The following is a 21388-nucleotide window of genomic DNA, read 5'->3' on the forward strand; positions in this document are numbered from 1 at the left end:
CCACCGCCACCGCCACCGCCAGCAGGCTAGCTCCCACAGGAAAGCTGTGTTGGTCGAAAAATCCATGAACACCGCAACACCCTGTGGGAGCTGGCTTGCCAGCGATTAAGCCAGCACAGTCGACATTGATGTTGACTGACCCACCGCCATCGCCAGCAGGCTAGCTCCCACAGGAAAAGCTGTGTTGGTCGAAAATCCATGAACACCGCGACACCCTGTGGGAGCTTGCTTGCCAGCGATGAGGCCAGCACAGTCGACATTGATGTTGGCGGACCCACCGCCATCGCTGGCAAGCCAGCTCCCACAGGAAAGTTGTGTTGGTCGAAAATCTGTTAACACCGCAATCCCATGTGGGAGCTGGCTTGCCAGCGATTAAGCCAGCACAGTCGACATTGATGTTGACTGACCCACCGCCATCGCTGGCAAGCCAGCTCCCACAGGTTTTGTGGTGTGCTTAAGGGTTATTGCGCACCAAACATCGCGGTCCAGTAAATCCCCGCATCGCTTTTCGGATCGGTCGCATAAGCGGCGCCCAGTTCCTTGTATTGCGGGTTCATCAGGTTGGCGCAGTGGCCGGGGCTGGCGAGCCAGCCGTCGATGACTTTGCCCGCGGTGTCTTGGCCGGCGGCGATGTTTTCGCCAACCAGTTGACCGCTGTAGCCCGACAGCTCAGCGCGATCGCCGGGGGTGCGGCCGTCGCGGTCTTTGTGGTCGAGGTAGTTTTTGTTGGCCATGTCGCGGCTGTGATCCTGAGCGACAGTGCCCAAGGTCGCATTCCACGCAAGCGGTGCGGCGGCGGCAAAGGCCTGGCCGCCACACTGGCGGGGCTGGCTGCGCGCGGTGTTGAGTTGTTCGAGCAATTTTTGCCCTTCACTCTGCGCGTCGCCAAGTTTGGCTGACAGCAGCGGCCGCGCCAGCACGATGCGCCAGTCGCGATCGGCGCGGCTGACGCCGACATCGACAAACTGCGGATCCAGCACCACCTGACAGAAACTCTCCTGAATCGCCTTCATCGCCGACGCTGCATCGCGCGGGCCGTTAAGGGTGATCGCCTGTACGTTGACCATCGGGTAACTGGCGCTGGCCATGGCTTGCTGCAGATTGACGGCGCCGCTGGCCGGCAACCTCAGGCGTGGATCAGCCGACAGGGGCGGCAACTCACTGGACGCCTGCGTGCCACAACGTTGCGGCTGGCTGCGATAGCTGTTGATCGACTCGATCAGTTGCAACTCGTCGGTGGCCAAGGCCGAGGCGGCAAACATCAGGCCTGCGGACAGCGCGGCAAATCGCAAAACGGACGGCATGAAGCGCATGGAATTCTCCCTTGAGCTGAATGCGCACATGATGCGCGAAACGCCCCCGGTGGGTGCAATGTCTTTTTCTTCAGTCGACGGTTTTTTCTACGGAACGCTGTGCGCGATTTCGCCGTCTACACTCAGCCAAGACCCCGGGATCCGGGCGTCTCCCCGACGTAACACCTTGCCCGCATCGGGCCCTGCCGGAAGAATTCACATGGGATTGAAATGGTTGGCTGGCTGTTTCGCATTCACTCTGTTGGCCAGCGCTGCCTGGGCCACCGATCAAGCACCGATCAAAGCCAAGGCTGAAGAGAAAGCCCAGATGCTGGAAGAAAAAGCCGCCGATAAAGTCAGCGCGGCACCGGCGCCGAAATCCGAGGCGATCACCCCGAAGGAAGTGCAGGCGGTAGACCCTGCCGGCGCCGCGCCGCTGGATGATCCGATCACCTGTCTGGCGCGTAGCATCTACTGGGAAGCCAAAGGCAAGGACACCCCGGAAATGGAGGCCGTGGCCAGTGTGGTGATGAATCGCCTCGGCCACGAAGGTTTTCCAGACACGGTGTGCGCCGTGGTCAAGCAAGGTTCGGAAACCAGAAGCTGCCAGTTTTCCTGGTGGTGTGACGGGCGCCCGGATCAGGTCCAGGAAGACGCCGAGTACGCGCTCGCCAAGGAAGTTGCCGGCAAGGCGCTGAACCGTCAGCTCAAGGATCGCACCAACGGCGCGCTGTATTTCCACGACCGCAACGTCCACCCGAGTTGGGCCAGGGAATACCGGAAAACCGCCGAGACGAAAAAATTCCTCTTCTATAAACCCGCCGGCGGCGATGCGCGCTAGGCGCAGACTTCCCGCACACAATCGCGCAACCAACGATGCGCAGGGTCCGCATCCATGCGCGGGTGCCAGAGCATCGACACGCTGATCTGCGGCATCTTCAACGGCAGGTCGAAACTGTGCAGGCCCGTGCGCAGTTTGCTGGTGTGACGCTCCGGGACGGTGGCAATCAGGTCTGATTCACGCACCAGCGTCAGTGCCGCCGAAAACCCGCCGAACGACGTGACGATGTCCCGTGTCAGTCCGCACTCGAGTAGCGCTTCGTCTACCGGGCCGCTGCTGCGCCCGCGCCGCGACACCAGAATATGCTGGCCTGAGGCGAAGCGTTTGGCGCTGACTTTGCCTGCGCTCAAGGGATGGCCCTCACGTACCACACCGATCCAGTGATCGTGAAACAGGATGCGGCTGTGCAGCGTCGGGTCGGTGCTGTCGTCGACCACACCGGTCTCCAGATCCACCCGGCCTTCGCGCAGCAGCGTGCTGTCCTTGTCGGCTTTTTGCACAAAACGCAGACGCACGTTGGGCGCCTCGGCGGCAATGCGGGCGAGCAGGGCGGCAGCGAAGGTTTCAACAAACCCGTCGGTATTGCGCAAGGTGAATGTGCGTTGTAGCCGGGCGGGATCAAGCACTTGCGCGGGGCGCAAAACCGCCTCGGCTTCCTGCACCAGGTGACTGACCCGTTCGCGCAATGCCAGCGCGCGCGGCGTTGGCACCAGGCCTCGACCGGCGCGCACCAGCAAAGGATCTCCGGTGGTTTCGCGCAGACGGGCCAGGGCACGACTCATGGCCGAAGGGCTCAACCGCAGGCATTTGGCGGCGCGGGCGACGCTGCCTTCACGCAGCAGCACGTCGAGGGTGATCAACAGGTTCAGATCCGGCGTGGTCATGACATGGCGTTCGATGCAGGTATTGAATGCAAAGCATGCGTCTTGCGCCTTGTATTGTCCAGGCTCAGGCTATGGCGCAGGTCCTTTGTACAGTGAGCACACCATGCCCAGACAACCCCTCAATACCCAAGCCCGCTGGGCGCTGACCAGTCTGGCGCTGTCGATGTTGATGCCGTCGCTGGACACCAGCATCGCCAATGCCGGGTTGCCGACACTGGCGGCGGCGTTTGATGCGACGTTTCAACAGGTGCAGTGGATTGTTCTGGCGTACCTGCTGGCAATCACCACGTTGATTGTCAGCGTCGGACGTCTGGGCGATGGCTTTGGTCGGCGGCGCTTGCTGTTGATCGGGATAGGCATTTTCACCAGTGCTTCATTGTTTTGCGCGCTGGCCCCGGGACTTGGCTGGCTGATCGGCGCGCGGGCGGTGCAAGGCGTTGGCGCAGCGATCATGTTTGCGTTGACAGTCGCACTGGTCGCCGATGCGGTGCCCAAAACGCGGGCGGGCAGTGCGATGGGGTTGCTGGCGACGATGTCGGCCACCGGCACCACCCTCGGTCCGTCGCTGGGTGGGTTATTGATGGCGCATGTTGGCTGGCAATCGATATTTTTACTCAACGTGCCATTGGGATTGCTCAACGCGTGGCTGGTGTACCGCTATCTGCCCGCAGATCGGGCCGCAGGGCCGCGAGTTGCGTTTGATTACCTCGGCAGCGGGGTGCTGGTGTTGACGCTGGCAACCTATGCGCTAGCGATGACGCTTGAGGGTTTCACGCTGGCGTTGCTGTTGATCAGCCTGTGCGGTGCGGGATTGTTCATCGCGGTCGAGATGAAAGCCAGGGCGCCGCTGATTCGCCTGTCATTGTTCGCCGATCTGCGCCTGAGCGGCAGTCTGGCGCTGACGTTGCTGGTGACGACCGTGATGATGACCACGCTGGTGGTCGGGCCGTTTTACCTGAGTCGCGGTTTGGATCTCAGCCACACGGTGGTCGGGCTGGTGTTGTCGGTTGGGCCGTTGCTGGCTGCGCTCGGTGGCGTGCCGGCCGGACGGCTGGTCGATCGTTTCGGCGCACAGCGGGTGGTGCCGGGCGCCTTGCTCGGGATGGTTTGCGGTTGCGGGTTATTGGCGCTGCTGCCGATGAGTTTCGGATTGCCTGCTTACGTGTTGCCGATGACGGTGATCGCCGGCAGTTACGCGCTGTTCCAGGCGGCCAACAATACCGGGCTGATGGCAGCGGTCAGTCAGGACCAGCGCGGCGTGGTATCGGCGCTGCTCGGGCTGGCCCGCAATCTGGGATTGATCACCGGCGCGGCGGCGATGGGCGCAGTGTTTGCCGTGGCCACCGGCAACCCGACCCAGGCGCCCGCCGCCGTCATCGGCAGTGGCATGCACATCACTTTCGGCGTTGGCACGGCGTTGATGGTCATGGCCCTGATCATCAGCCGAATGCAGATTAACGGCAGGAGTGAACCTGCTGGCGATAGCATCGGTACAGCCAAAGCATCCGGTGACTGAGACTGCCTGGGCCGAAAAATTATGGACACCACAAATCCCTGTAGGAGCTGCGGCACGCTGCGATCTTTTGATCTTGATCTTTGAAAAAGCTGAATCAAAAGATCGCAGCCTCGTTTCACTCGACAGCTCCTACAGGGGATTGAGTAGGGTTTTAGCTGGCGTGGGTACTGATGATGCTCGCCACTTGCTGCGGCTGGCAGTTGAGATACGGCGACTTCCTCAGCCAGCGCTGATCCGGGTACCACGAGAACATGAACTGGCCGTTTTTCAGTTTGTCGATCACCTGTTTCGCAATCTGCGGGCGGACGGCCGGGCAGCCCTGGCTGCGACCGATGCGGCCCTGACGCTTGCTCCACAACGGATTCACGTAATCGGCGGCGTGAATGACGATAGCGCGATCACGCGCCAGATCATTGAAGCCGGGCTCCAGACCATCCATGCGCAGCGAGTAACCATGAGTGCCGCTGTAGCTTTCCTGGGTGCGGAACAAGCCGAGGCTGGACTGATAGCTGCCTTCGACATTGGAAAACTGCGTGGCGAAGTTTTCCCCGGAGTTGGAGCCGTGGGCGACCAGATCACGCAGCACCAGTTTTTTCCGGTTGAGGTCAAAGATCCACAGTCGGCGTTCGGTGGACGGCTGCGAATAGTCGATGATTGCCAGGTGGCGGGACGGCTTCGCACCGTTATTGACCGCACATTGCATGGCGCTCAAGGCACCTTTCAGCGCTTGGGGATTGAGTTCTGGCGCGGCGTGCGCGAGGCTGGTGAAGAGAACCGGCGATGGTTTGCCGGCGGCAAAAGCTGGACTGGTCACGGCGACAAGGGTCGCGGTGGTCAGCAGAAGTCGGCGCAAATACGTCAACATTTATAAAGTGTCCTCAACTTGCTACTTATTTGGCACTTTGGCTCCTGACGTCCAGTCGTAACCTGCAAGCCCGAAGTTCGAGCCTGACTGTTCAGCGCACCTGATGTAAGGTTGGCCATCATCAAGGTGGCCATGGATTGGAGTAAAGCAGTTGTTCAAAAAGTACGCATGCTACTTGAGCATTTGTTTGCTCGCAGCGCCGTTTGTCGCTTGTGCCGATGAATCACTGCCGCCGTTGCAGACGCTGCCGACGCCTCCTGCCGAAATGCCGGTCGAGTTGCAAAGTCCATTGCATGCCGTATTGATCGGTCTGCCACAGACCTGCCCGGCGCTCGCAAAACAGCTCAGCGGCCCGTCGTTGCAACAGTTGCAAGCCTTCTATCAGCAGCAGGACTGGATGCCGGTGTGGGCCAGCGAATCCGGGCGATTGCAGGCCTTGCAGGCGCAATTGCCTTTGTTGGCCGACGATGGCCTCAGTCCGCAACGCTATCCGGTCGCGATCACCGCGCCGCAGGATGGCGAGTTGTGCGCCGATATCGATATCAGCCGCTATTACCTGCAAGCCCTGCAGGATCTGCACTATGGCCGTCTGCTGCAATCGCACTTCGAGCCGTTGTGGCATGCCGATGATTCCCAGCGTGACCGTCAGGCCGAACTGTTGGCGATTGCCGTGCCGGGTATGCATGACATTCCTGCAGCGTTCGACCTGGCCCGTCCGCGTCTGGCGCAATATCAGAAACTGCGCCAGCTCTACGCCGCACAACGCCTCACAGCCTTGCCGAAATGGCAGTCAGTGGGCAGCGGGCCGCTGTTGCGCCCGTCCATGGAAGACAAACGCGTGCCGGAACTGGCCCAGCGCTTATACAGCGAAGGCTATCTGAGCCACGCCATCGGCACGACCGACAATGCTTACGAAGGCGCGTTGGTGGACGCGGTGAAAAGCTTCCAGGCCAATCATTCGTTGCAGGCTGACGGTGTGGTCGGGCCGGGGACGATTGCCGAACTCAACATCAGTCCGATGGCCCGCCGCGAACAGCTGCGGGTCAACCTGGAACGCTTCCGTTGGCTGGCCCAGGACATGGAACCCGATGGTTTGCTGGTCAATGTCGCGGCGGCGGAACTGACTTTGTATCAGGGCGGCGAACCGGTGTGGCAGACGCGCACCCAGGTCGGCCGTGCCGAGCGCCAGACGCCGCTACTCAAATCCCGCGTCACGCGGCTGACGCTGAACCCGACCTGGACCGTGCCGCCAACCATCTGGAAGGAAGACAAACTGCCGGAAATCCGCAAGGACCAGACCTTCCTCAGTCGGCATAATCTGCAAGTGCTGGATGCCAACGGTCAGCCGTTGGCAGCCGCAGACATCGACTGGGACCACCCCGGCAACATCCTTTTGCGCCAGGACGCGGGGCCACGTAACCCGTTGGGGCAGATGGTCATTCGCTTCCCCAATCCGTTCTCGGTGTATCTGCATGACACGCCGAGCAAGGCGTTGTTCGAAAAAGGCCCACGGGCGTTCAGCTCAGGCTGCGTAAGGGTCGAGCATCCGATGCAATTGCGCGATCTGCTGCTCAGCCCGGCGGAAAAGGCGCGTACCGACACCTTGCTCGCCACCGGCGCCACCCATGAGTTTCGCTTGTCGGCGCCGGTGCCGATCCTGATGACCTACTGGACGGCGCAGGTCGACAGCGCCGGTCACGTGCGTTATTCGCCAGACATCTACAGTCGTGACAATGCCTTGTTGGTGGGCCTGGATCGCGCGCATTGAGGTTCAGCGGTCGCGGCGACTCCAGAACACCCGCGCCAGCCACGCATCGATGCTCAACTTGCCGGCGCCGGCGAATACCAGGGGCACCAAAGCTGCCAGGTAAATCGCCGGCAGCTTGAAGTTGCCGAAGCCTTTGTTGGTGATCGCGTAACCCTGCGCCAGTTCGCTCAACGACGACCAGTCGGCGGGCCAGTGCACGGCGGCGGCGGCGACGACGGTCACCACGATCAGCGAAATGGCCGAGATTCGCGTGCCGAAACCGATAAGAATCGCCAACGCGCAGATCAGCTCGGCCCACATCGACAGTTCCCAGTTCAGCGTCGCCGGCAGGTGATCGAATGGGAATGGGAATTTGTCCTGAATGTCTTCGAACCAGTTCTGCCCGTTGAACTTCTCGAGCCCCGACTCGAAAAATTCCCAGGCGATAAACACGCGCAGGGTCAGCGGCGCCAGCCAGGCACCGGCGTGGTCAAGGTTCAGGTGCAAGCCTTTGACGGCGCTCGAAAGGGTGGTGGTCATGGGGAATCTCCGGTGGATCGGGTGAATGGGATCGACCGGGTGATTTGAGCGTTGGGGTGTATCGTTGGTGTGTCGCCACTGTGCGGATTTGTGCATTGGATGTGTCTGCCGCCTGGCGGTACACAGTGCGATACAGTCCATCGCAGTCCCTTGTAGGAGCTGCCGAAGGCTGCGATCTTTTGATTTGGTTTTTTTAAAGACAAAATCAAAAGATCGCAGCCTTCGGCAGCTCCTACATTGGGATAGTGTCTGGTCTTGGAACATGTGCGGAACGTGTAGACGCCATCGCTGGCAAGCCAGCTCCCACAGTGTCTGGCGGCGAACACAAGTTTTCCATCCGACACAAAACCTGTGGGAGCTGGCTTGCCAGCGATGAACGATGATGCGGTCTACAGCTTGGGCACCCGCCACAAATACCAGGCCGCCACCGTCCGATACGGACTCCAGCCCAAACCAATCTCAACCATCTGCTTACGGGTCGGCTGCACCTCTAACCCCTTCAACCGTCGAAACCCCTCGCGCACGCCAAAATCATCCGCCGGCAGGATATCCATCCGCTCAAGGCTGTAAATCAACAGCATCTCCACCGTCCAGCGCCCGACCCCGCGCAGGCTGACCAGTCGCTCGATCAACGCTTCATCATCCGTCGCCAACGCCGTGGCGTAATCCGGCACCACGCCATCCAGCGTCGCTTGGGCGATCCCCTGAATCGTCGCAATCTTGCCCGCCGAAAACCCACAGCTGCGCAGGTGATCAAACCCGGCGGCGACGATTTGCTCCGGTCGCGGAAACGTTTGTCCGGGAAACAACCCGACCAACCGACCGACAATCGCATCTCCAGCCTTGGCATGCAGTTGCTGATAGGCAATCGCCCGCACCAGCGATTCGTACGGATCGCGCGTCGGATGCGGTTGATGCAGGCAAGGGCCGACAGCGGCGATGTGTCGTTGCCAGTCGACATCGAGCGCGGCCAGAAATGAGCTGGCCGCCTGATAAACATCGGTCATGTTATTTCAGCAAACCGTTGACTTCGCCGTAGGTGAACCCCTTCAGGTCGTGGGTATCGAGTTTGCCGCTGGTGAGGAAACTCTTCATCAGCCCACCCATTGCGCCGTACAGGAATTCAGCGATGCCGGAGCCCGCGCTCAATCGGCGCACGCCCAGCGCTTGCAGCTCGCACGGCGAGGGCAGACCGGCGACCCCCAGCACATTGACTGGCAATGAAGTGCCCTTGCAGATCGCTTCGATCTCGTAGGCTGCCGTGACGCCGGCGGCGAACAAACCATCGGTGCCAGCCGCTTGATACAGCGCGGCACGGCGCAGCGTTTCGGCGACGCGATCTTCGGCCGGCACCAGAGCGCGCAGGTAGACGTCGGTGCGCGCGTTGATGAACAACTTTACATCGCGTTTGTTGGCGACCGTTCGGGCCAGTTCGATCTTGCGCGCCAACAGGTCTGGATCAGCCGAGCCGTCTTCGATGTTGATCCCGACAGCGCCGGCCGCGATCACTGCATCGAGTACTTCGGCAACGCGCCCGAGGTCATCGGAATAACCCGCCTCGACGTCTACGGTCAACGGTACGTTGATCACCCGGACGATCGATTCCACGGTCGAAATCAGCCGTTCGAGAGGCAGGGCGTTGCCGTCCGGATAACCATGCGCCCAAGCGACTGCAGCGCTGCTGGTGGCGACGGCGTTGCCGCCCAGCTGTTCGACCAGTCGTGCACCGGTGGCGTCGGCGACGTTGGTCAGGATCAGCAAGTCCTGTTGGTGCAACTGGTGAAACCGAGTGTCGAGCGCGTCCATCGAAATTCCTTTTTTGCAGGTTGATTCAAGTCGTCAGAAAGCCAGTTGTTGCGTGAGCTGTACGGCGGCGTTTTCCAGCCTCAACAGGAATGCTTTGCGTGGCTGACCACCACCATAACCGGTGAGCGAGCCGTCCGCGCCGATCACCCGATGACAAGGCACCACAATCGAGAGGCGATTTTGACCGTTGGCCAGTCCCACCGCTCGACTGGCGCCGGGTTTGCCCAAGCCTGCGGCAACGGCGCCGTAGGTGCTGGTGTGACCGTAAGGGATTTGCTGCAGGGCCGACCAGACTTGCCGGGCGAACTCACTGCCGGGCAGGTGCAAGGCGACGGTAAACGCGGTCAAGCGGCCGGCGAAATACTGCGCCAGTTCACGCTCGATCTGCTGCAAATGCGCGTTATGCCCCGGTGCGACCACGTAGCCATAGCGGTTTTGCAATTCCTCGACTTCCCGGGTCAATGCCGGCCGGTCGAGGAACTCCAGCAGCACCAGACCGCGTTGTTCAGCCATGGCAATCATCGGCCCCAGCGGCGTGGTCAGTCGGGTAAACAAAAGCGGTTCACTTTGGGCGGTGCGGCCCGGGGTGATGTGGAATGACTTCTGAAAGGCATCGCGAAACCCGCTGAGCGATTCATACCCGGAATCGAACGCCGCGTGGTCGATCGAAGTGCCTTGCTTGATCCCACCCAGTGCCATGCCCAGGCGCCGGGTGCGCAGCCAGGCATGGAACGTCATGCCGAAATGCTGCTTGAACCAGCGCCGCAGCTTCAGCGGTTCGATGCCTTCGGCGAGCAATTGCGCATCGCTCCAGCGCAGCTCGGGGTCCGCGTCGACGGCCGCGAGCAAACGCTGTACCCAGTCCGGCGCGATGGCCGCAGCGTCCAGCGGTTTGCAGCGCAGACAGGCGCGGTAACCGGCGCTCATGCATTCGTCGGCATGGGCGAAGAACTCGACGTTCTCCGGTTTCGGTTTGCGCGCCGTGCAACTGGGGCGGCAGAAGATGCCGGTGGTTTTCACGGCCGTGAAGAACACGCCTTCATAGGCAGTGTCGCGTTCGAGCATGGCGCGAACCATCTCGGCGTGGGGCGGCAGGGCAGCGGTTTGTATGTTCATGGGGTGAGAGTAAAACCAGATTCTCGATGGCTCCACCGAAAAATCGACAATGAATTCCGGCTGACGCTGAACTATTGTAGGAGCTGCCGCAGGCTGCGATCTTTTGATGTTGATCCTGAAAAAACAAGATCAAAAGATCGCAGCCTGCGGCAGCTCCTACAGTTTGTTGAGGTCTGCCCATGCATCCGTTTGTAATTCAGCACATTGATCACATCGTCCTGCGCGTCGCCGACTTGCAACGCAGCATCGATTTCTACGGCCAGGTGTTCGGTGCCGAAGTGGTCAAGCGCAATGAACCGCTGGGGCTGGTGCATTTGCGCGCCGGTACGTCGATGATCGATCTCGTTGACCTTGCGGGCGACATCGGCCGCCAGGGTGGTGGGGCGGCGGGTGCGGAGGGGCGCAACGTCGATCACTTCTGCCTGCGCATCGAGCCATTCGATGAAGCGGCTCTGATCGAGCATTTGCGGGCGCACGGCCTTAGCGTGGAAAAAGCCGCCACCCGCTTCGGTGCCGAGGGCAACGGCTTGTCGCTGTACTGTTTCGACCCGGATGGCAATCAGGTCGAACTCAAAGGTCCGTCGCAGGCTTAAGCCCGTTTCGCAGGCCCATCCAGTCAGGCGGTGCTGTCGCGGTACAGCAACCGCAGGCGCGTCAAGTCGGGTCGAACTTTTTGCGTCAGAAGGAACTCTGAAATGTCCGAGGGCTGTGGTTTCGTTAGAAAAAACGATCTGCGCGGTCAGAAATGTCGTTTGACGTGTAAAATTTCACGCGACGTTTTTACACCCCGAATGGCCCCAGGCGGCCTCACCAAGAGCGACATACATGCAAGCAAAGGCCCGTGAGGTTTATGTGCCACCGGTGCTGCAAGATTTGCGGGCCGGTACTGCCGAACTGCACATCGCACTGGAAAAACGCCTTCCTTTTTTTTCCGATACGCTCGATATACCTGCTTTTGAGCGGTTGATGGCGGCCTATCACGGCTTCTATTTTCCGCTGGAAAATGCATTGCAGCGCAGTGGTTCAGTCCCCGACGATTTCGACCTGACGCCACGCCTCAAAACCTCGACATTGCGCGGCGATCTGCAAGCGTTGGGGTTAGCGCCCGCTTCGCTGGAAAACCTGCCGATCTGCGACCAGTTGCCCGTGATTGATTCGAGCGCCGCGTGCCTGGGTGTGCTGTACGTGCTCGAAGGCGCAACCCTCGGCGGACAGATCCTGCGTCGAGAAATCTCCGCACGGTTGGGCCTTGAAGCAGACAACGGCGCTGCCTTCCTCGATGTCTATGGCGCTGCCACCGGCCGTCGCTGGCGCGAATTTATCGAATACCTGGGCAATCGCCCGATGGACGCCGATGAGCGCGAAGCCGTTGTGATCGCGGCGCAAACCACATTCAGTTGCTTCGAGCGCTGGCTCGATTGCCAGGAGGTATTGGCATGAACCCGCAAGACAAGAAAGATTTTGAAGAGCTGCTGGCCAACTGTGCTGACGAGCCGATCCGCTTCCCCGGCGCAATCCAGCCTCACGGGTTGCTGCTGACGTTGAGCGAACCGGCGCTTGAGATCATTCAGGTCAGCGCCAACGTCGAAACCCTGCTGGGCCGTGCGCCAGAGGCGTTAATTGGCCAGCCATTGCTGGATTTGCTGGGTGAAGTGCACACAGCACAGGTGCGTGAGGCCTTGCAGCAAGCGGCATTCTTCGACGCGCCGCGGTTGTACCTTCACCTCAATGGCACCGCGTTCGAGGGGTTGCTGCATCGACATCAGGGCGTATTGATTCTTGAGCTGGAGATTCACGTCGAAAACTTCCAGCCGCGCAACGTCGCTGGCAATCAGACAAACCTGGGGCGCATGCTCCAGCGTCTGCAAGCGGCCACGACTTTGCAGGCGCTGTACGACATCAGCGTCAAGGAAATCCAGGCGATGACCGGTTACGACCGGGTGCTGATCTATCGTTTCGAAGAGGAGGGCCACGGTCAGGTCATCGCCGAAGCGTCCGATCCGTCGATGGAAGTCTTCAACGGCCTGTTCTTCCCGGCCTCGGATATTCCCGAGCAGGCGCGCGAGTTGTATCGCACAAACTGGCTGCGCATCATCCCCAACGCCGACTATCAACCGGTGCCGCTGGTGCCGAAGTTGCGTCCGGGTACGCAGACGCCGCTGGATCTGAGTTTCGCGACACTGCGCAGCGTGTCGCCGATTCACTGCCAATACATGAAGAACATGGGCGTGCTGTCGTCGATGAGCATTTCCCTGCTCAAGGGCGACAAACTCTGGGGCCTGATCAGTTGCGGCAACCGTCAGCCGCTGCATGTACCGCATGAATTGCGTATCGCGTGCCAGACCATCGGCCAGGTGCTGTCGCTGCAGATCAGCGCGATGGAGGCGCTGGAGGTCAGTCGCCAACGTGAAGAGAAGGTCGAAGCGTTGGCGCTGCTCAATCAGGCAATGATCGATTCGCCGCAAAATGTCTTCGACGGCCTGGCCAATCAGCCACAGGTTCTGATGGCGCTGGCCAATGCCGGCGGTGTCGCAATCATTGAAGACAAGCAGTTGCATCGTTATGGCAACTGCCCGGAACCGGAAGAAATCCGCGCCCTGCACAAATGGTTGCAGGACAGCGCTGAGCCGGTGTTCGCCAGTCACCATCTGGCCAGCGTTTATCCACCCGCCGCGCAGTTTCCCCAAGTGGCCAGCGGCGTACTTGCCATGAGCCTGCCGAAACCGGTGGACAACGGCGTGCTGTGGTTCCGGCCGGAAGTGAAAGAAAACATCAACTGGAGTGGCGATCCGCGCAAGCCGCTGGATCTGGAAAATTCTGATGCGGGCATGCGCCTGCGTCCGCGCACCTCGTTTGAAATCTGGAAGGTCGAGATGGCCGGGATTTCCGCCAAGTGGAGCCATGGCGACTTGTTTGCGGCCAATGACTTGCGCCGTTCGGCGCTGGAAAACGATCTGGCCCGTCAGGTACGGCGTGAGCAGGAGGCCGTGCGTGCCCGCGATGAACTGGTGGCGGTGGTTTCCCACGACCTGCGCAATCCAATGACCGTCATTTCGATGCTCTGCGGCATGATGCAGAAAGCGTTCAGCTCCGACGGCCCGCACACCTCGCGGCGAATTTCCACGGCCATCGACACCATGCAACAGGCGGCCGGGCGGATGAATACGCTGCTGGAAGACTTGCTCGACACCTCCAAGATCGACGCCGGGCGCTACAGCATCACACCGCAGAAACTCGACGTCAGTCAGATGTTTGAAGAGGCGCAAGCCTTGCTCGCGCCGCTGGCACTGGACAAGGACATCAGCATTTCCTTCGCGGCTGATCCGGATCTGCGCATCCATGCCGACCCGGAGCGGCTGTTCCAGGTGTTGTCGAACCTGGTGGGCAACGCCATCAAGTTCACCCCGCGTCTCGGCACGGTGGGCGTGCACGCGAAATCAGTTGGCAATCAAATCGTCTTCACCGTGCGCGACAGTGGCGAAGGTATTCCCAAGGAACACCTGCCTCACGTGTTCGACCGTTACTGGACGGTGAAAGAAGGTAATCCGACTGGCACCGGCCTGGGTTTATATATCAGCCAGGGCATCGTCGAGGCTCATGGCGGCCGGATCTTCGCCGAGAGTGAACCGGGGCAGGGCAGCGAGTTCCGCTTCACCGTGCCCCGCCTCGACTGATCCAATTGCCTGCACTTCGCCCCTGTAGGAGCTGCTGCAGGCTGCGATCTTTTGATCTTGTTTTTAAAAAACAAAGTCAAAAGATCGCAGCCTGCGGCAGCTCCTACACGGGTTAGTCGTTTCAGTTTCAGGGTGATTTTCTTCAATACCGCAAATAAGACGCTGGTTACCTTGAGCACCTTGTTCCTCGATTTGAAGCAGGTGTGCGATGAGTCTTGTTCTTTCGATGGCGGCGTTTGCCCTGGCGGCGTCCATTACCCCCGGCCCGGTCAACATCGTGGCGCTGAGCTCCGGTGCGCAGTTCGGCTTTCGCGCCAGCCAGCGACATGTCGCCGGGGCGACGTTGGGGTTTGTGCTGTTGCTGGTACTGATGGGATTGGGCCTGCACGAAGTCCTCAAGCTTTGGCCGTTCATGACTCGCGTGGTGCAACTGGCCGGGGTGGCGTTTTTACTGTTCATGGCCTGGAAACTCGCAACCGATGACGGGCAACTGAATGCCGGCGACTCGGGGCGTGCGCCATCCATGCTCTATGGCGCGGTCATGCAATGGCTCAATCCAAAGGCCTGGCTGGCCTGCGTCGCCGGCATGGGTGCGTTTGTCGCTGATGGCGAAGCACGATTGGTCTGGCAGTTTGCGGCGGTGTATCTGGTGATCTGCTATGTGTCGGTGGGCTGCTGGGCGTATGCCGGGACGTTTTTGCGTGGGTATCTGGGCAATCCGGCGGGGATGCGCCTGTTCAATCGGCTGATGGCGGGGTTGTTGGTGGTGAGCGCGGTTTATCTGTTGCTGCCGTAGTTTGCTTGAGGATCAAAAGATCGCAGCCTTCGGCAGCTCCTACACCGATCCCTGCAGGAGCTGCCGAAGGCTGCGATCTTTTGATTTTGAACGATGCGGTCAGCCGCGATACTGGCCGGGCGTCGCCGCCAGATGCTGCTTGAACGCCCGTTGGAAATGCGCCTGATCGGCAAACCCCGCCTCTAGTGCCACATCGGCAATCAACTGTCCGTTGCGTAACCGCTCGCGAGCGAACTGGATGCGTTGGTTGACCAGAAAGGCATGGGGCGTCATGCCGAAATGTTGCTTGAAGGCGCGGATCAAATAGGACGGTGACAGCTGCGCCGCGCGGCAAATGTCATCCAGGCTCAGCAGATCGGTGCAGTGTTCACGGATGTAGTCGGCGGCACGTTCCAGCTTGAAGTTCGGTTCGCGCAATGGCTGTTCTGCCGGATTCAGGCGCAATTGCAGATCGGTGAAAAACTCCACCGCTGCGCTCTGTTTGCGCAGCACATCCTGCTGGTGGTCTACGAGAGTTTCATACAAGTCGTTGAGATCGCTGAACAGGCTGGCATCGTTGACATGGGTGGTCGCAAACCGGCGAAACTCAAGCTCCACACTGAAACCCAGCTGATGTTGCAGATCGGTCAGCCAAGGTGTCTCGACGTAAAGCATCACGTACGACCACGGCTGATCATCGATCGGATTGCACGCATGCACATCCCCCGGATTCATCAATACCACGGTGCCCGCCGCCACCTCGAACTGCGCCTGTTCATGCACATACGTGCTGCGCCCGGCAGTGATCGCACCAATGGAAAAATGCGCGTGGGAATGCCGCGCGTAGCACACCTCGCGACCATCGGCGATGGCCCGCGCCTCGATGAACGGCAGGGCCTCATCACGCCAGAAGCGCGGGGCCTTTTCAGGGTTTTTGGCGGCAGCGTGTTTCATCATCGTCCTTCCCGGCGGGCCAGCGTCCGAGTGTATTAGCTCCGGCCGGCAAAGGCTCGTTCCAGTTCGGCGATGTCGAGTTTTTTCATCGTGAACATTGCCTGCATTGCCCGTTGCGACTTGCTGGTGTCCGCATCCAGCATCATCTGCATGAAGGCCACCGGCACTATCTGCCACGACACGCCAAACTTGTCCTTGAGCCACCCGCATTGCTGGGCTTCTACGGGGCCTCCGGCAGAAAGGTTGCCCCAGAAATGGTCGACTTCTTCCTGATTCTGGCAGTTGACCTGGAACGATATGGCTTCACTGAACTTGAACAGCGGCCCGCCATTGAGCCCGGTAAAGGTATGCCCATCGAGTTCAAAACTGACGGTCATCACGGCACCTTCCGGCTGCCCGTGAAACTCCTGGCCGACCTTGCTGTAGTGGGTCAGACCGGTGATTTTCGCGTGATCGAAGATCGAGCAGTAGAACTTCGCGGCGGCTTCAGCCTGATTGTCGAACCACAGGCACGGAGTGATTTTTTGAAAGCGTTGCATGGCAGTCGTCCTCGGCAGGTAAGACATGCTGGATTAACAGCGTAGTCAGTCCTTGGTCGATTAGTGGTGCCGTAGATCGGTTTAAACTGGCTTGCGGGAATGTGTTTACGCACGGTACACACAGGTGAACAGAGGAGACCCACCATGGACCGATTCACTGGCGGCTGCCTTTGCGGCGACATCCGTTTCGAAGCTTCAGGCCAGCCCTATCGCGTGGGGCTTTGTCACTGTCTTGACTGCCGCAAACGCCATGGAGCGTTGTTTCACGCGTCGGCGATTTTTCCTGAAAGCGCGGTGACGGTTACCGGCGAAACGCGTGACTACAAAGGGCGGTTTTTTTGCCCGCGCTGTGGGTCTCCGGTGTTTACGCGTTCGGCTGATGAAGTTGAGGTGAACGTGGGATCGCTTGATCAGCCTGATCAATTCAAACCCACTTATGAGCTCTGGACGATTCGGCGTGAGTCCTGGTTGCCGGCGCTGCCCGTTGCTCACCATTACGAGCGGGATCGAGAGAGTAGCGGGCGTTCTGAGGATTAGTCGGTGACAGGTCAATTGCAGGCTTTTAGCTGAGCTTTTTTGGGTTTATTTGGGTGTATATCCGTTTTTTTGGTGATGGCTTCTTAGGGTTCCGCCCTTACGGCGGGTCACCTTTTCCAAACGCCGAAAAGGTAACCCAAAAGGCTTTGCCCTGACGTTCGGCCCGCTCGCTGGAGCTCGGGGTTCCTTCGCTCCGTGATCCATCCGGGGCATCGCCTCCGGTTTGCTTCGCTGCACCTCCTCTCGATGTTTCCCCCCGGATGAATCCCGGAACGAAGCCTGCCGACGGGCCATTTAGATCAATAGCTGCAGCCGAGCTAACGCTCATCCTGTGGAGTGGTGGAGGAGCAGAGCGGGGCGGTGTGTTACTTGTTTTGCTTTTTTGTGGGAGCCAGCCTGCTGGCGATGACGGCCTGATAGTTGGCCAATCTCGACAAAATGTACTCAAACCTTGTGGGAGCTGGCTTGCCAGCGATGAGGCCGGCAGCCTCGACATCGATAGTGCCTGACCTGATGCCATCGCAGGCAAGCCAGCTCCCACTGGGTCGGGTGTGTGGCTCGCGCAATGATCACTCGCGAATAAACGCCAACAAATCAGCATTAATCGTCGCCGCCTCAGTCGTCGGCATCCCGTGCGGGAATCCCGGATACGACTTCAACGTGCCATTTGGCAGCAATTTCGCCGACAAAGGCCCCGAGTTCTCATAGGGCACAATCTGGTCATCTTCGCCATGCATCACCAGCACCGGCACGGTCACGCGCTTCAAGTCCTCAGTGAAATCGGTCTGCGAGAACGCCACGATGCCGTCGTAATGCGCCTTCGCGCCGCCAATCATGCCCTGACGCCACCAGTTGGCGATAACACCTTCCTGCGCCTTGGCCCCCGCTCGGTTGTAGCCGTAGAACGGGCCGCTCGGTACATCCCGATAGAACTGCGCGCGATTGGCCGCGAGTTGCGCCTGCAAGTCGTCGAACACCGATTTCGGCAAACCACCCGGGTTGCTTTCGGTCTTGACCATCAGCGGTGGTACTGCGCTGATGATCGCGGCCTTGAGGACTTTGTCCTGGCCATGGCGAGCGATGTAGTGGATGACTTCACCGCCGCCGGTGGAGTGGCCGACGTGCACGGCTTTTTTCACGCCCAGATGGTTGACCACCGCCAGCACATCATCGGCGTAGTGATCCATGTCGTGACCGTCCCAGACCTGGCTCGAACGTCCGTGGCCACGGCGATCATGGGCAATCACCCGAAAGCCTTGATCCAGAAAGAACAGCATTTGCGCATCCCAGTCATCGGAGCTGAGCGGCCAGCCATGGTGAAAGTGAATGACCGGGGCGTCCTTCGGTCCCCAGTCCTTGTAGAAAATTTCGACGCCGTCTTGGGTGGTGACAAATCCCATGTTCGCTACTCCTGACCAATGTGGAGGGGCGACCCGCGAGGTGTTCGCGAATCGGTTCGCTGGTACGCGTGTTGCGGTGGCGGCGCAGTGCGAGCCGTTATCAACTGTAGGATTAAAGACGACATGTGCATGACCGGCGGTCGCACCGTCTGGCTTGAGGCGCAATTTAGGCTTTGCTGAAAGGGATAAGCCGAGGCGCGCGCAGGCTTTTATGGCCGCAGTGACGCCCCTTCAGAACACCGTGAGTCTGAGGAAAACCCCGATGCTGACTTTGAATATCAATGGCAAGGATCAAGAGCTCGATGTCCCCGCGGACATGCCGTTGCTCTGGGTCCTGCGCGATGTCGCGCACCTGACCGGGACCAAATTCGGTTGCGGCATGGCGCAGTGCGGCGCGTGCACCGTGCATGTCGATGGCGCGCCGCTGCGTGCCTGTATCACCCCGGCCACGGCCGTCGCCCACGGGCAGAAAATCCTCACCATCGAAGGCTTGTCCACGGATGGCTCGCACCCTGTGCAGCAGGCCTGGGCCGAACTCGATGTGGTGCAGTGCGGTTACTGCCAGTCCGGGCAGATCATGTCGGCCGCTGCATTGCTGGCGAAAATCCCCAAACCTACCGACAGCGATATCGATCAGGCGCTCTCCGGCAACATTTGCCGCTGCGGCACCTACCCAAGAATTCGTGCAGCGGTTAAACGTGCGGCCGAGATCGGTTGAACCCGACGGGGAGAGAGACGATGAACAGTCCCGTATCGCGTCGGGGTTTTCTCAAAGGCAGTGCCATGTTGGGCGGCGGTCTGGTGGTGGCGTTTGCCGTGCCCGGCGGTCACCGGTTTGCCATGGCGGCAGAGAATGAGGGCAAAGTCTTTGCGCCGAATGCCTTTCTGCGCATCGGCGCCGACAACAGCGTCACCGTGCTGCTCGGGCATTCGGAAATGGGCCAGGGCATCTGGACCGGCCTGACCATGCTGATCGCCGAAGAACTGGACGCTGACTGGTCGACCATCCGCGTCGAACATTCGCCCGCGTCGGCGGCGGATTACGGCATGCCCGCTTTTGGCGGCATGCAGATTACCGGCGGCTCGACGTCGACCTGGATGGAGTTCGACCGTTATCGGTTGGCCGGCGCAACGGCCCGGCAGATGCTGGTCGAAGCGGCGGCCAAGCGTTTTGACGTCGCGCCTTCGACGATTCGCACCGAATCGGGCGTGGTGATTGCCGGCGATAAACGCGCGACCTACGGCGAGCTGGCGGACGCTGCCGGGCAACTGCCGGTACCGGATCCGAAATCCATCACGTTCAAGGAGGCCAAGGACTGGAAAGTCATCGGCAAACCGACAAAACGCCTGGATACGCCGGAGAAAATCACCGGCCGCGCCAAGTTCGGCATGGACGTGCAATTCGAGGGTTTGATGACCGCCATGGTCGCCCGAGCGCCGGTTTTTGGGGCGACGGTCAAATCCTTCGAAGGCGCCCAAGCATTGGCGATCCCGGGCGTACATAAAGTGCTGCAGGTGCCGACTGGCGTGGCGGTGATTGCGCAGCATTACTGGGCGGCGAAGCTGGGCCGCGATGCGCTGAAAGTCGATTGGGATCTGGGGCCTCACGCGGATCTGAGCAGCGAAAAACTACTGGAAAGCTTTCGCAAACTGGCCACCACACCGGGCACTTCCGCCAGTCAGGCCGGGGATGCGAAGGGCAACTTTACCAACGCGGCGAAGAAGATTGATGTCGAGTACAGCGTGCCGTATCTGGCGCACGCGCCGATGGAGCCTTTGAACTGCACGGTGAAAATCAGCGCGCAGAAATGCGAAATCTGGACGGGCACGCAGTTTCAGACGCTCGACCAAATGGTCGCCGGCAAGATCACCGGATTGAAACCCGAGCAGGTGGAAATCCACACTGAATTTCTCGGCGGTGGGTTTGGCCGCCGGGCCAATCCGACGTCGGATTTTGTCGCTGAAGCCGTGCAAGTGGCGAAAGCGGCGGGTCTGCCGGTGAAAACCGTGTGGTCGCGGGAGGACGATATCCGCGGCGGTTATTACCGCTCGATGTTTCTGCATCAGGCGCGAATCGGCCTTGGCGCGGATGGGCTGCCACTGAGCTGGCAGCATGTGCTGGTCGGGCAGTCGATCATGACCGGCACGCTGATGGAAGCGACCATGGTCAAGAACGGCATCGACCCGACGTCCGTCGAAGGTGTCAGCGACAGTCCGTACGTCAAAGGTCTGGCCCACCATCAGGTCGATCTGCATTCGCCACAGACCGGGATCAATGTGCTGTGGCTGCGTTCGGTGGGGCATAGCCACACGGCGTTTGTCATGGAATCGCTGATCGACGAAATGGCCACGGCGGCGGGCAAGGACCCGGTCGAATACCGGCGAACATTGCTCAAGGAGCATCCGCGGCATCTCGGTGTGCTCAATCTGGCGGTGGAAAAGGCCAACTGGACAGCGCCGCTGCCGGACGGCCATGCCCTCGGTGTCGCGGTGCACGAATCGTTTGGCAGTTATGTGGCGCAGGTCGCGCAGGTCTCCCAGGACAATCTGGCGATTCGCGTGCATCGGGTGGTGTGTGCGGTGGACTGTGGCATTGCGGTCAACCCGCAGAGCATCGCGGCGCAGATGGAATCGTGCATCACCTTCGGTCTGGGCATGGCGCTGCACAGCAAGCTCACGCTCAAGGACGGTGCGGTCGTGCAGTCCAACTATCACGATTATCAGGTGCTGCGGCTCAACGAGATGCCGGTGGTCGAGGTGCACATCGTGCCCAGCAGCGACAAACCCGGCGGCATCGGTGAGGCCGGTGTGCCGCCGACCGCGCCGGCGGTGGCCAACGCGGTGTACGCCCTGACCGGGCAACGCTTGCGCGAACTGCCGCTGCAACTGTCGGGGGTGTGAG

20 protein-coding genes are annotated in these 21388 nt (G+C 60.3%); 10 read left to right on the forward strand and 10 right to left on the reverse strand.

What is annotated here, in order from left to right; genetic code table 11:
- Nucleotides 1-461: 461 nt before the first annotated feature.
- Nucleotides 462-1313 carry a CAP domain-containing protein gene (locus ICA16_RS25955; protein WP_150605160.1) on the reverse strand — a complete coding sequence of 284 codons (852 nt, stop codon included), beginning with the start codon at nt 1311-1313 and terminating at the stop codon, nt 462-464.
- 199 nt (nt 1314-1512) lie between these two features.
- Between ICA16_RS25955 and ICA16_RS25960 the strand changes: the two genes are divergently transcribed.
- Nucleotides 1513-2133, forward strand: coding sequence for a cell wall hydrolase (locus ICA16_RS25960; RefSeq protein ID WP_210701942.1), 621 nt, complete (start codon nt 1513-1515; stop codon nt 2131-2133).
- On the opposite strand, the gene ICA16_RS25965 is transcribed toward ICA16_RS25960, so the two are convergent.
- Entirely contained in the window at nt 2130-3017 is an 888-nt protein-coding gene (locus ICA16_RS25965) for a LysR family transcriptional regulator (RefSeq protein WP_210701943.1), read from the reverse strand. The genes ICA16_RS25960 and ICA16_RS25965 overlap by 4 nt on opposite strands.
- A 103-nt stretch (nt 3018-3120) precedes the next feature.
- On the opposite strand from ICA16_RS25965, the gene ICA16_RS25970 reads away from it, so the two are divergent.
- Nucleotides 3121-4533: an MFS transporter gene (locus ICA16_RS25970; RefSeq protein ID WP_210701944.1), complete on the forward strand. Its 1413-nt coding sequence runs from the start codon at nt 3121-3123 to the stop codon at nt 4531-4533.
- Nucleotides 4534-4684: 151 nt separating this feature from the next.
- Here ICA16_RS25970 and ICA16_RS25975 read toward each other — a convergent pair whose 3' ends face one another.
- Nucleotides 4685-5398, reverse strand: coding sequence for a murein L,D-transpeptidase catalytic domain family protein (locus ICA16_RS25975; protein WP_150618168.1), 714 nt, complete (start codon nt 5396-5398; stop codon nt 4685-4687).
- 151 nt (nt 5399-5549) lie between these two features.
- On the opposite strand from ICA16_RS25975, the gene ICA16_RS25980 reads away from it, so the two are divergent.
- Nucleotides 5550-7166, forward strand: a complete 1617-nt coding sequence (locus tag ICA16_RS25980; protein WP_210701945.1) for a L,D-transpeptidase family protein — start codon at nt 5550-5552, stop codon at nt 7164-7166.
- 3 nt (nt 7167-7169) lie between these two features.
- On the opposite strand, the gene ICA16_RS25985 is transcribed toward ICA16_RS25980, so the two are convergent.
- The 4 genes from ICA16_RS25985 to ICA16_RS26000 all read right to left on the reverse strand — a co-directional run bounded on the left by ICA16_RS25985 (nt 7170) and on the right by ICA16_RS26000 (nt 10607).
- Nucleotides 7170-7685 (reverse strand): HvfX family Cu-binding RiPP maturation protein, encoded by a 516-nt coding sequence (locus ICA16_RS25985; RefSeq protein WP_210701946.1) that lies wholly within the window; start codon nt 7683-7685, stop codon nt 7170-7172.
- A gap of 389 nt (nt 7686-8074) precedes the next feature.
- Nucleotides 8075-8692, reverse strand: coding sequence for a DNA-3-methyladenine glycosylase family protein (locus ICA16_RS25990; protein ID WP_210701947.1), 618 nt, complete (start codon nt 8690-8692; stop codon nt 8075-8077).
- A gap of 1 nt (nt 8693) precedes the next feature.
- Entirely contained in the window at nt 8694-9491 is a 798-nt protein-coding gene (locus ICA16_RS25995) for an isocitrate lyase/PEP mutase family protein (RefSeq protein ID WP_210701948.1), read from the reverse strand.
- A 33-nt stretch (nt 9492-9524) separates the two neighbouring features.
- Entirely contained in the window at nt 9525-10607 is a 1083-nt protein-coding gene (locus tag ICA16_RS26000; protein ID WP_210701949.1) for a bifunctional transcriptional activator/DNA repair enzyme AdaA, read from the reverse strand.
- Nucleotides 10608-10786: 179 nt separating this feature from the next.
- Between ICA16_RS26000 and ICA16_RS26005 the strand changes: the two genes are divergently transcribed.
- The 4 genes from ICA16_RS26005 (at nt 10787) to ICA16_RS26020 (ending at nt 15077) form a co-directional block, all read left to right on the forward strand.
- A complete protein-coding gene (locus ICA16_RS26005; RefSeq protein ID WP_210555162.1) occupies nt 10787-11200 on the forward strand; it encodes a VOC family protein in 414 nt (137 codons plus the stop codon).
- 232 nt (nt 11201-11432) lie between these two features.
- Nucleotides 11433-12047 (forward strand): biliverdin-producing heme oxygenase, encoded by a 615-nt coding sequence (locus tag ICA16_RS26010; protein WP_210701950.1) that lies wholly within the window; start codon nt 11433-11435, stop codon nt 12045-12047.
- Nucleotides 12044-14281 (forward strand): ATP-binding protein, encoded by a 2238-nt coding sequence (locus tag ICA16_RS26015; protein WP_210701951.1) that lies wholly within the window; start codon nt 12044-12046, stop codon nt 14279-14281. The genes ICA16_RS26010 and ICA16_RS26015 overlap by 4 nt, the downstream gene beginning before the upstream one ends.
- A 208-nt stretch (nt 14282-14489) precedes the next feature.
- Nucleotides 14490-15077, forward strand: coding sequence for a LysE family translocator (locus ICA16_RS26020; protein WP_150618175.1), 588 nt, complete (start codon nt 14490-14492; stop codon nt 15075-15077).
- Between the two features lie 99 nt (nt 15078-15176).
- On the opposite strand, the gene ICA16_RS26025 is transcribed toward ICA16_RS26020, so the two are convergent.
- On the reverse strand, nt 15177-16010 hold the full coding sequence (locus ICA16_RS26025) for an AraC family transcriptional regulator (RefSeq protein WP_210702029.1): 834 nt from the start codon (nt 16008-16010) through the stop codon (nt 15177-15179).
- Nucleotides 16011-16045: 35 nt separating this feature from the next.
- The gene (locus tag ICA16_RS26030; protein WP_150618176.1) at nt 16046-16549 is read right to left on the reverse strand and encodes a VOC family protein; all 504 of its coding nucleotides are present in this window, start codon (nt 16547-16549) and stop codon (nt 16046-16048) included.
- Between the two features lie 144 nt (nt 16550-16693).
- Here ICA16_RS26030 and ICA16_RS26035 point away from each other — a divergent pair, with 144 nt between their 5' ends.
- Nucleotides 16694-17086, forward strand: coding sequence for a GFA family protein (locus ICA16_RS26035; RefSeq protein WP_210701952.1), 393 nt, complete (start codon nt 16694-16696; stop codon nt 17084-17086).
- 569 nt (nt 17087-17655) lie between these two features.
- Here the strand turns inward: ICA16_RS26035 and ICA16_RS26040 are convergent.
- Nucleotides 17656-18486, reverse strand: a complete 831-nt coding sequence (locus tag ICA16_RS26040) for an alpha/beta fold hydrolase (RefSeq protein ID WP_210701953.1) — start codon at nt 18484-18486, stop codon at nt 17656-17658.
- A gap of 262 nt (nt 18487-18748) precedes the next feature.
- Here ICA16_RS26040 and ICA16_RS26045 point away from each other — a divergent pair, with 262 nt between their 5' ends.
- Together ICA16_RS26045 and ICA16_RS26050 are read left to right on the forward strand one after the other, a co-directional pair.
- The gene (locus ICA16_RS26045; protein WP_007965305.1) at nt 18749-19204 is read left to right on the forward strand and encodes a (2Fe-2S)-binding protein; all 456 of its coding nucleotides are present in this window, start codon (nt 18749-18751) and stop codon (nt 19202-19204) included.
- 20 nt (nt 19205-19224) lie between these two features.
- The gene (locus tag ICA16_RS26050) at nt 19225-21387 is read left to right on the forward strand and encodes a xanthine dehydrogenase family protein molybdopterin-binding subunit (RefSeq protein ID WP_210555167.1); all 2163 of its coding nucleotides are present in this window, start codon (nt 19225-19227) and stop codon (nt 21385-21387) included.
- The last annotated feature ends 1 nt before the right edge of the window (nt 21388 follow it).

Origin of the sequence: Pseudomonas anatoliensis, from assembly GCF_017976235.1 — a bacterium.
Classification (GTDB): Bacteria; Pseudomonadota; Gammaproteobacteria; order Pseudomonadales; family Pseudomonadaceae; genus Aquipseudomonas; species Aquipseudomonas anatoliensis.

What these genes read in the sequence shown, in the direction of transcription:
- ICA16_RS25995 (WP_210701948.1), bottom strand. Translation starts at nt 9,491, where the DNA reads ATGGACGCGCTCGACACTCGGTTTCACCAGTTGCACCAACAGGACTTG.
- ICA16_RS26005 (WP_210555162.1), top strand. Translation starts at nt 10,787, where the DNA reads ATGCATCCGTTTGTAATTCAGCACATTGATCACATCGTCCTGCGCGTC.
- ICA16_RS26050 (WP_210555167.1), top strand. Translation starts at nt 19,225, where the DNA reads ATGAACAGTCCCGTATCGCGTCGGGGTTTTCTCAAAGGCAGTGCCATG.
- ICA16_RS26010 (WP_210701950.1), top strand. Translation starts at nt 11,433, where the DNA reads ATGCAAGCAAAGGCCCGTGAGGTTTATGTGCCACCGGTGCTGCAAGAT.
- ICA16_RS26000 (WP_210701949.1), bottom strand. Translation starts at nt 10,607, where the DNA reads ATGAACATACAAACCGCTGCCCTGCCGCCCCACGCCGAGATGGTTCGC.
- ICA16_RS26030 (WP_150618176.1), bottom strand. Translation starts at nt 16,549, where the DNA reads ATGCAACGCTTTCAAAAAATCACTCCGTGCCTGTGGTTCGACAATCAG.
- ICA16_RS26020 (WP_150618175.1), top strand. Translation starts at nt 14,490, where the DNA reads ATGAGTCTTGTTCTTTCGATGGCGGCGTTTGCCCTGGCGGCGTCCATT.
- ICA16_RS26040 (WP_210701953.1), bottom strand. Translation starts at nt 18,486, where the DNA reads ATGGGATTTGTCACCACCCAAGACGGCGTCGAAATTTTCTACAAGGAC.
- ICA16_RS25990 (WP_210701947.1), bottom strand. Translation starts at nt 8,692, where the DNA reads ATGACCGATGTTTATCAGGCGGCCAGCTCATTTCTGGCCGCGCTCGAT.
- ICA16_RS26035 (WP_210701952.1), top strand. Translation starts at nt 16,694, where the DNA reads ATGGACCGATTCACTGGCGGCTGCCTTTGCGGCGACATCCGTTTCGAA.
- ICA16_RS25955 (WP_150605160.1), bottom strand. Translation starts at nt 1,313, where the DNA reads ATGCGCTTCATGCCGTCCGTTTTGCGATTTGCCGCGCTGTCCGCAGGC.
- ICA16_RS25970 (WP_210701944.1), top strand. Translation starts at nt 3,121, where the DNA reads ATGCCCAGACAACCCCTCAATACCCAAGCCCGCTGGGCGCTGACCAGT.
- ICA16_RS25985 (WP_210701946.1), bottom strand. Translation starts at nt 7,685, where the DNA reads ATGACCACCACCCTTTCGAGCGCCGTCAAAGGCTTGCACCTGAACCTT.
- ICA16_RS25975 (WP_150618168.1), bottom strand. Translation starts at nt 5,398, where the DNA reads ATGTTGACGTATTTGCGCCGACTTCTGCTGACCACCGCGACCCTTGTC.
- ICA16_RS25960 (WP_210701942.1), top strand. Translation starts at nt 1,513, where the DNA reads ATGGGATTGAAATGGTTGGCTGGCTGTTTCGCATTCACTCTGTTGGCC.
- ICA16_RS25965 (WP_210701943.1), bottom strand. Translation starts at nt 3,017, where the DNA reads ATGACCACGCCGGATCTGAACCTGTTGATCACCCTCGACGTGCTGCTG.
- ICA16_RS26025 (WP_210702029.1), bottom strand. Translation starts at nt 16,010, where the DNA reads ATGAAACACGCTGCCGCCAAAAACCCTGAAAAGGCCCCGCGCTTCTGG.
- ICA16_RS26045 (WP_007965305.1), top strand. Translation starts at nt 18,749, where the DNA reads ATGCTGACTTTGAATATCAATGGCAAGGATCAAGAGCTCGATGTCCCC.
- ICA16_RS26015 (WP_210701951.1), top strand. Translation starts at nt 12,044, where the DNA reads ATGAACCCGCAAGACAAGAAAGATTTTGAAGAGCTGCTGGCCAACTGT.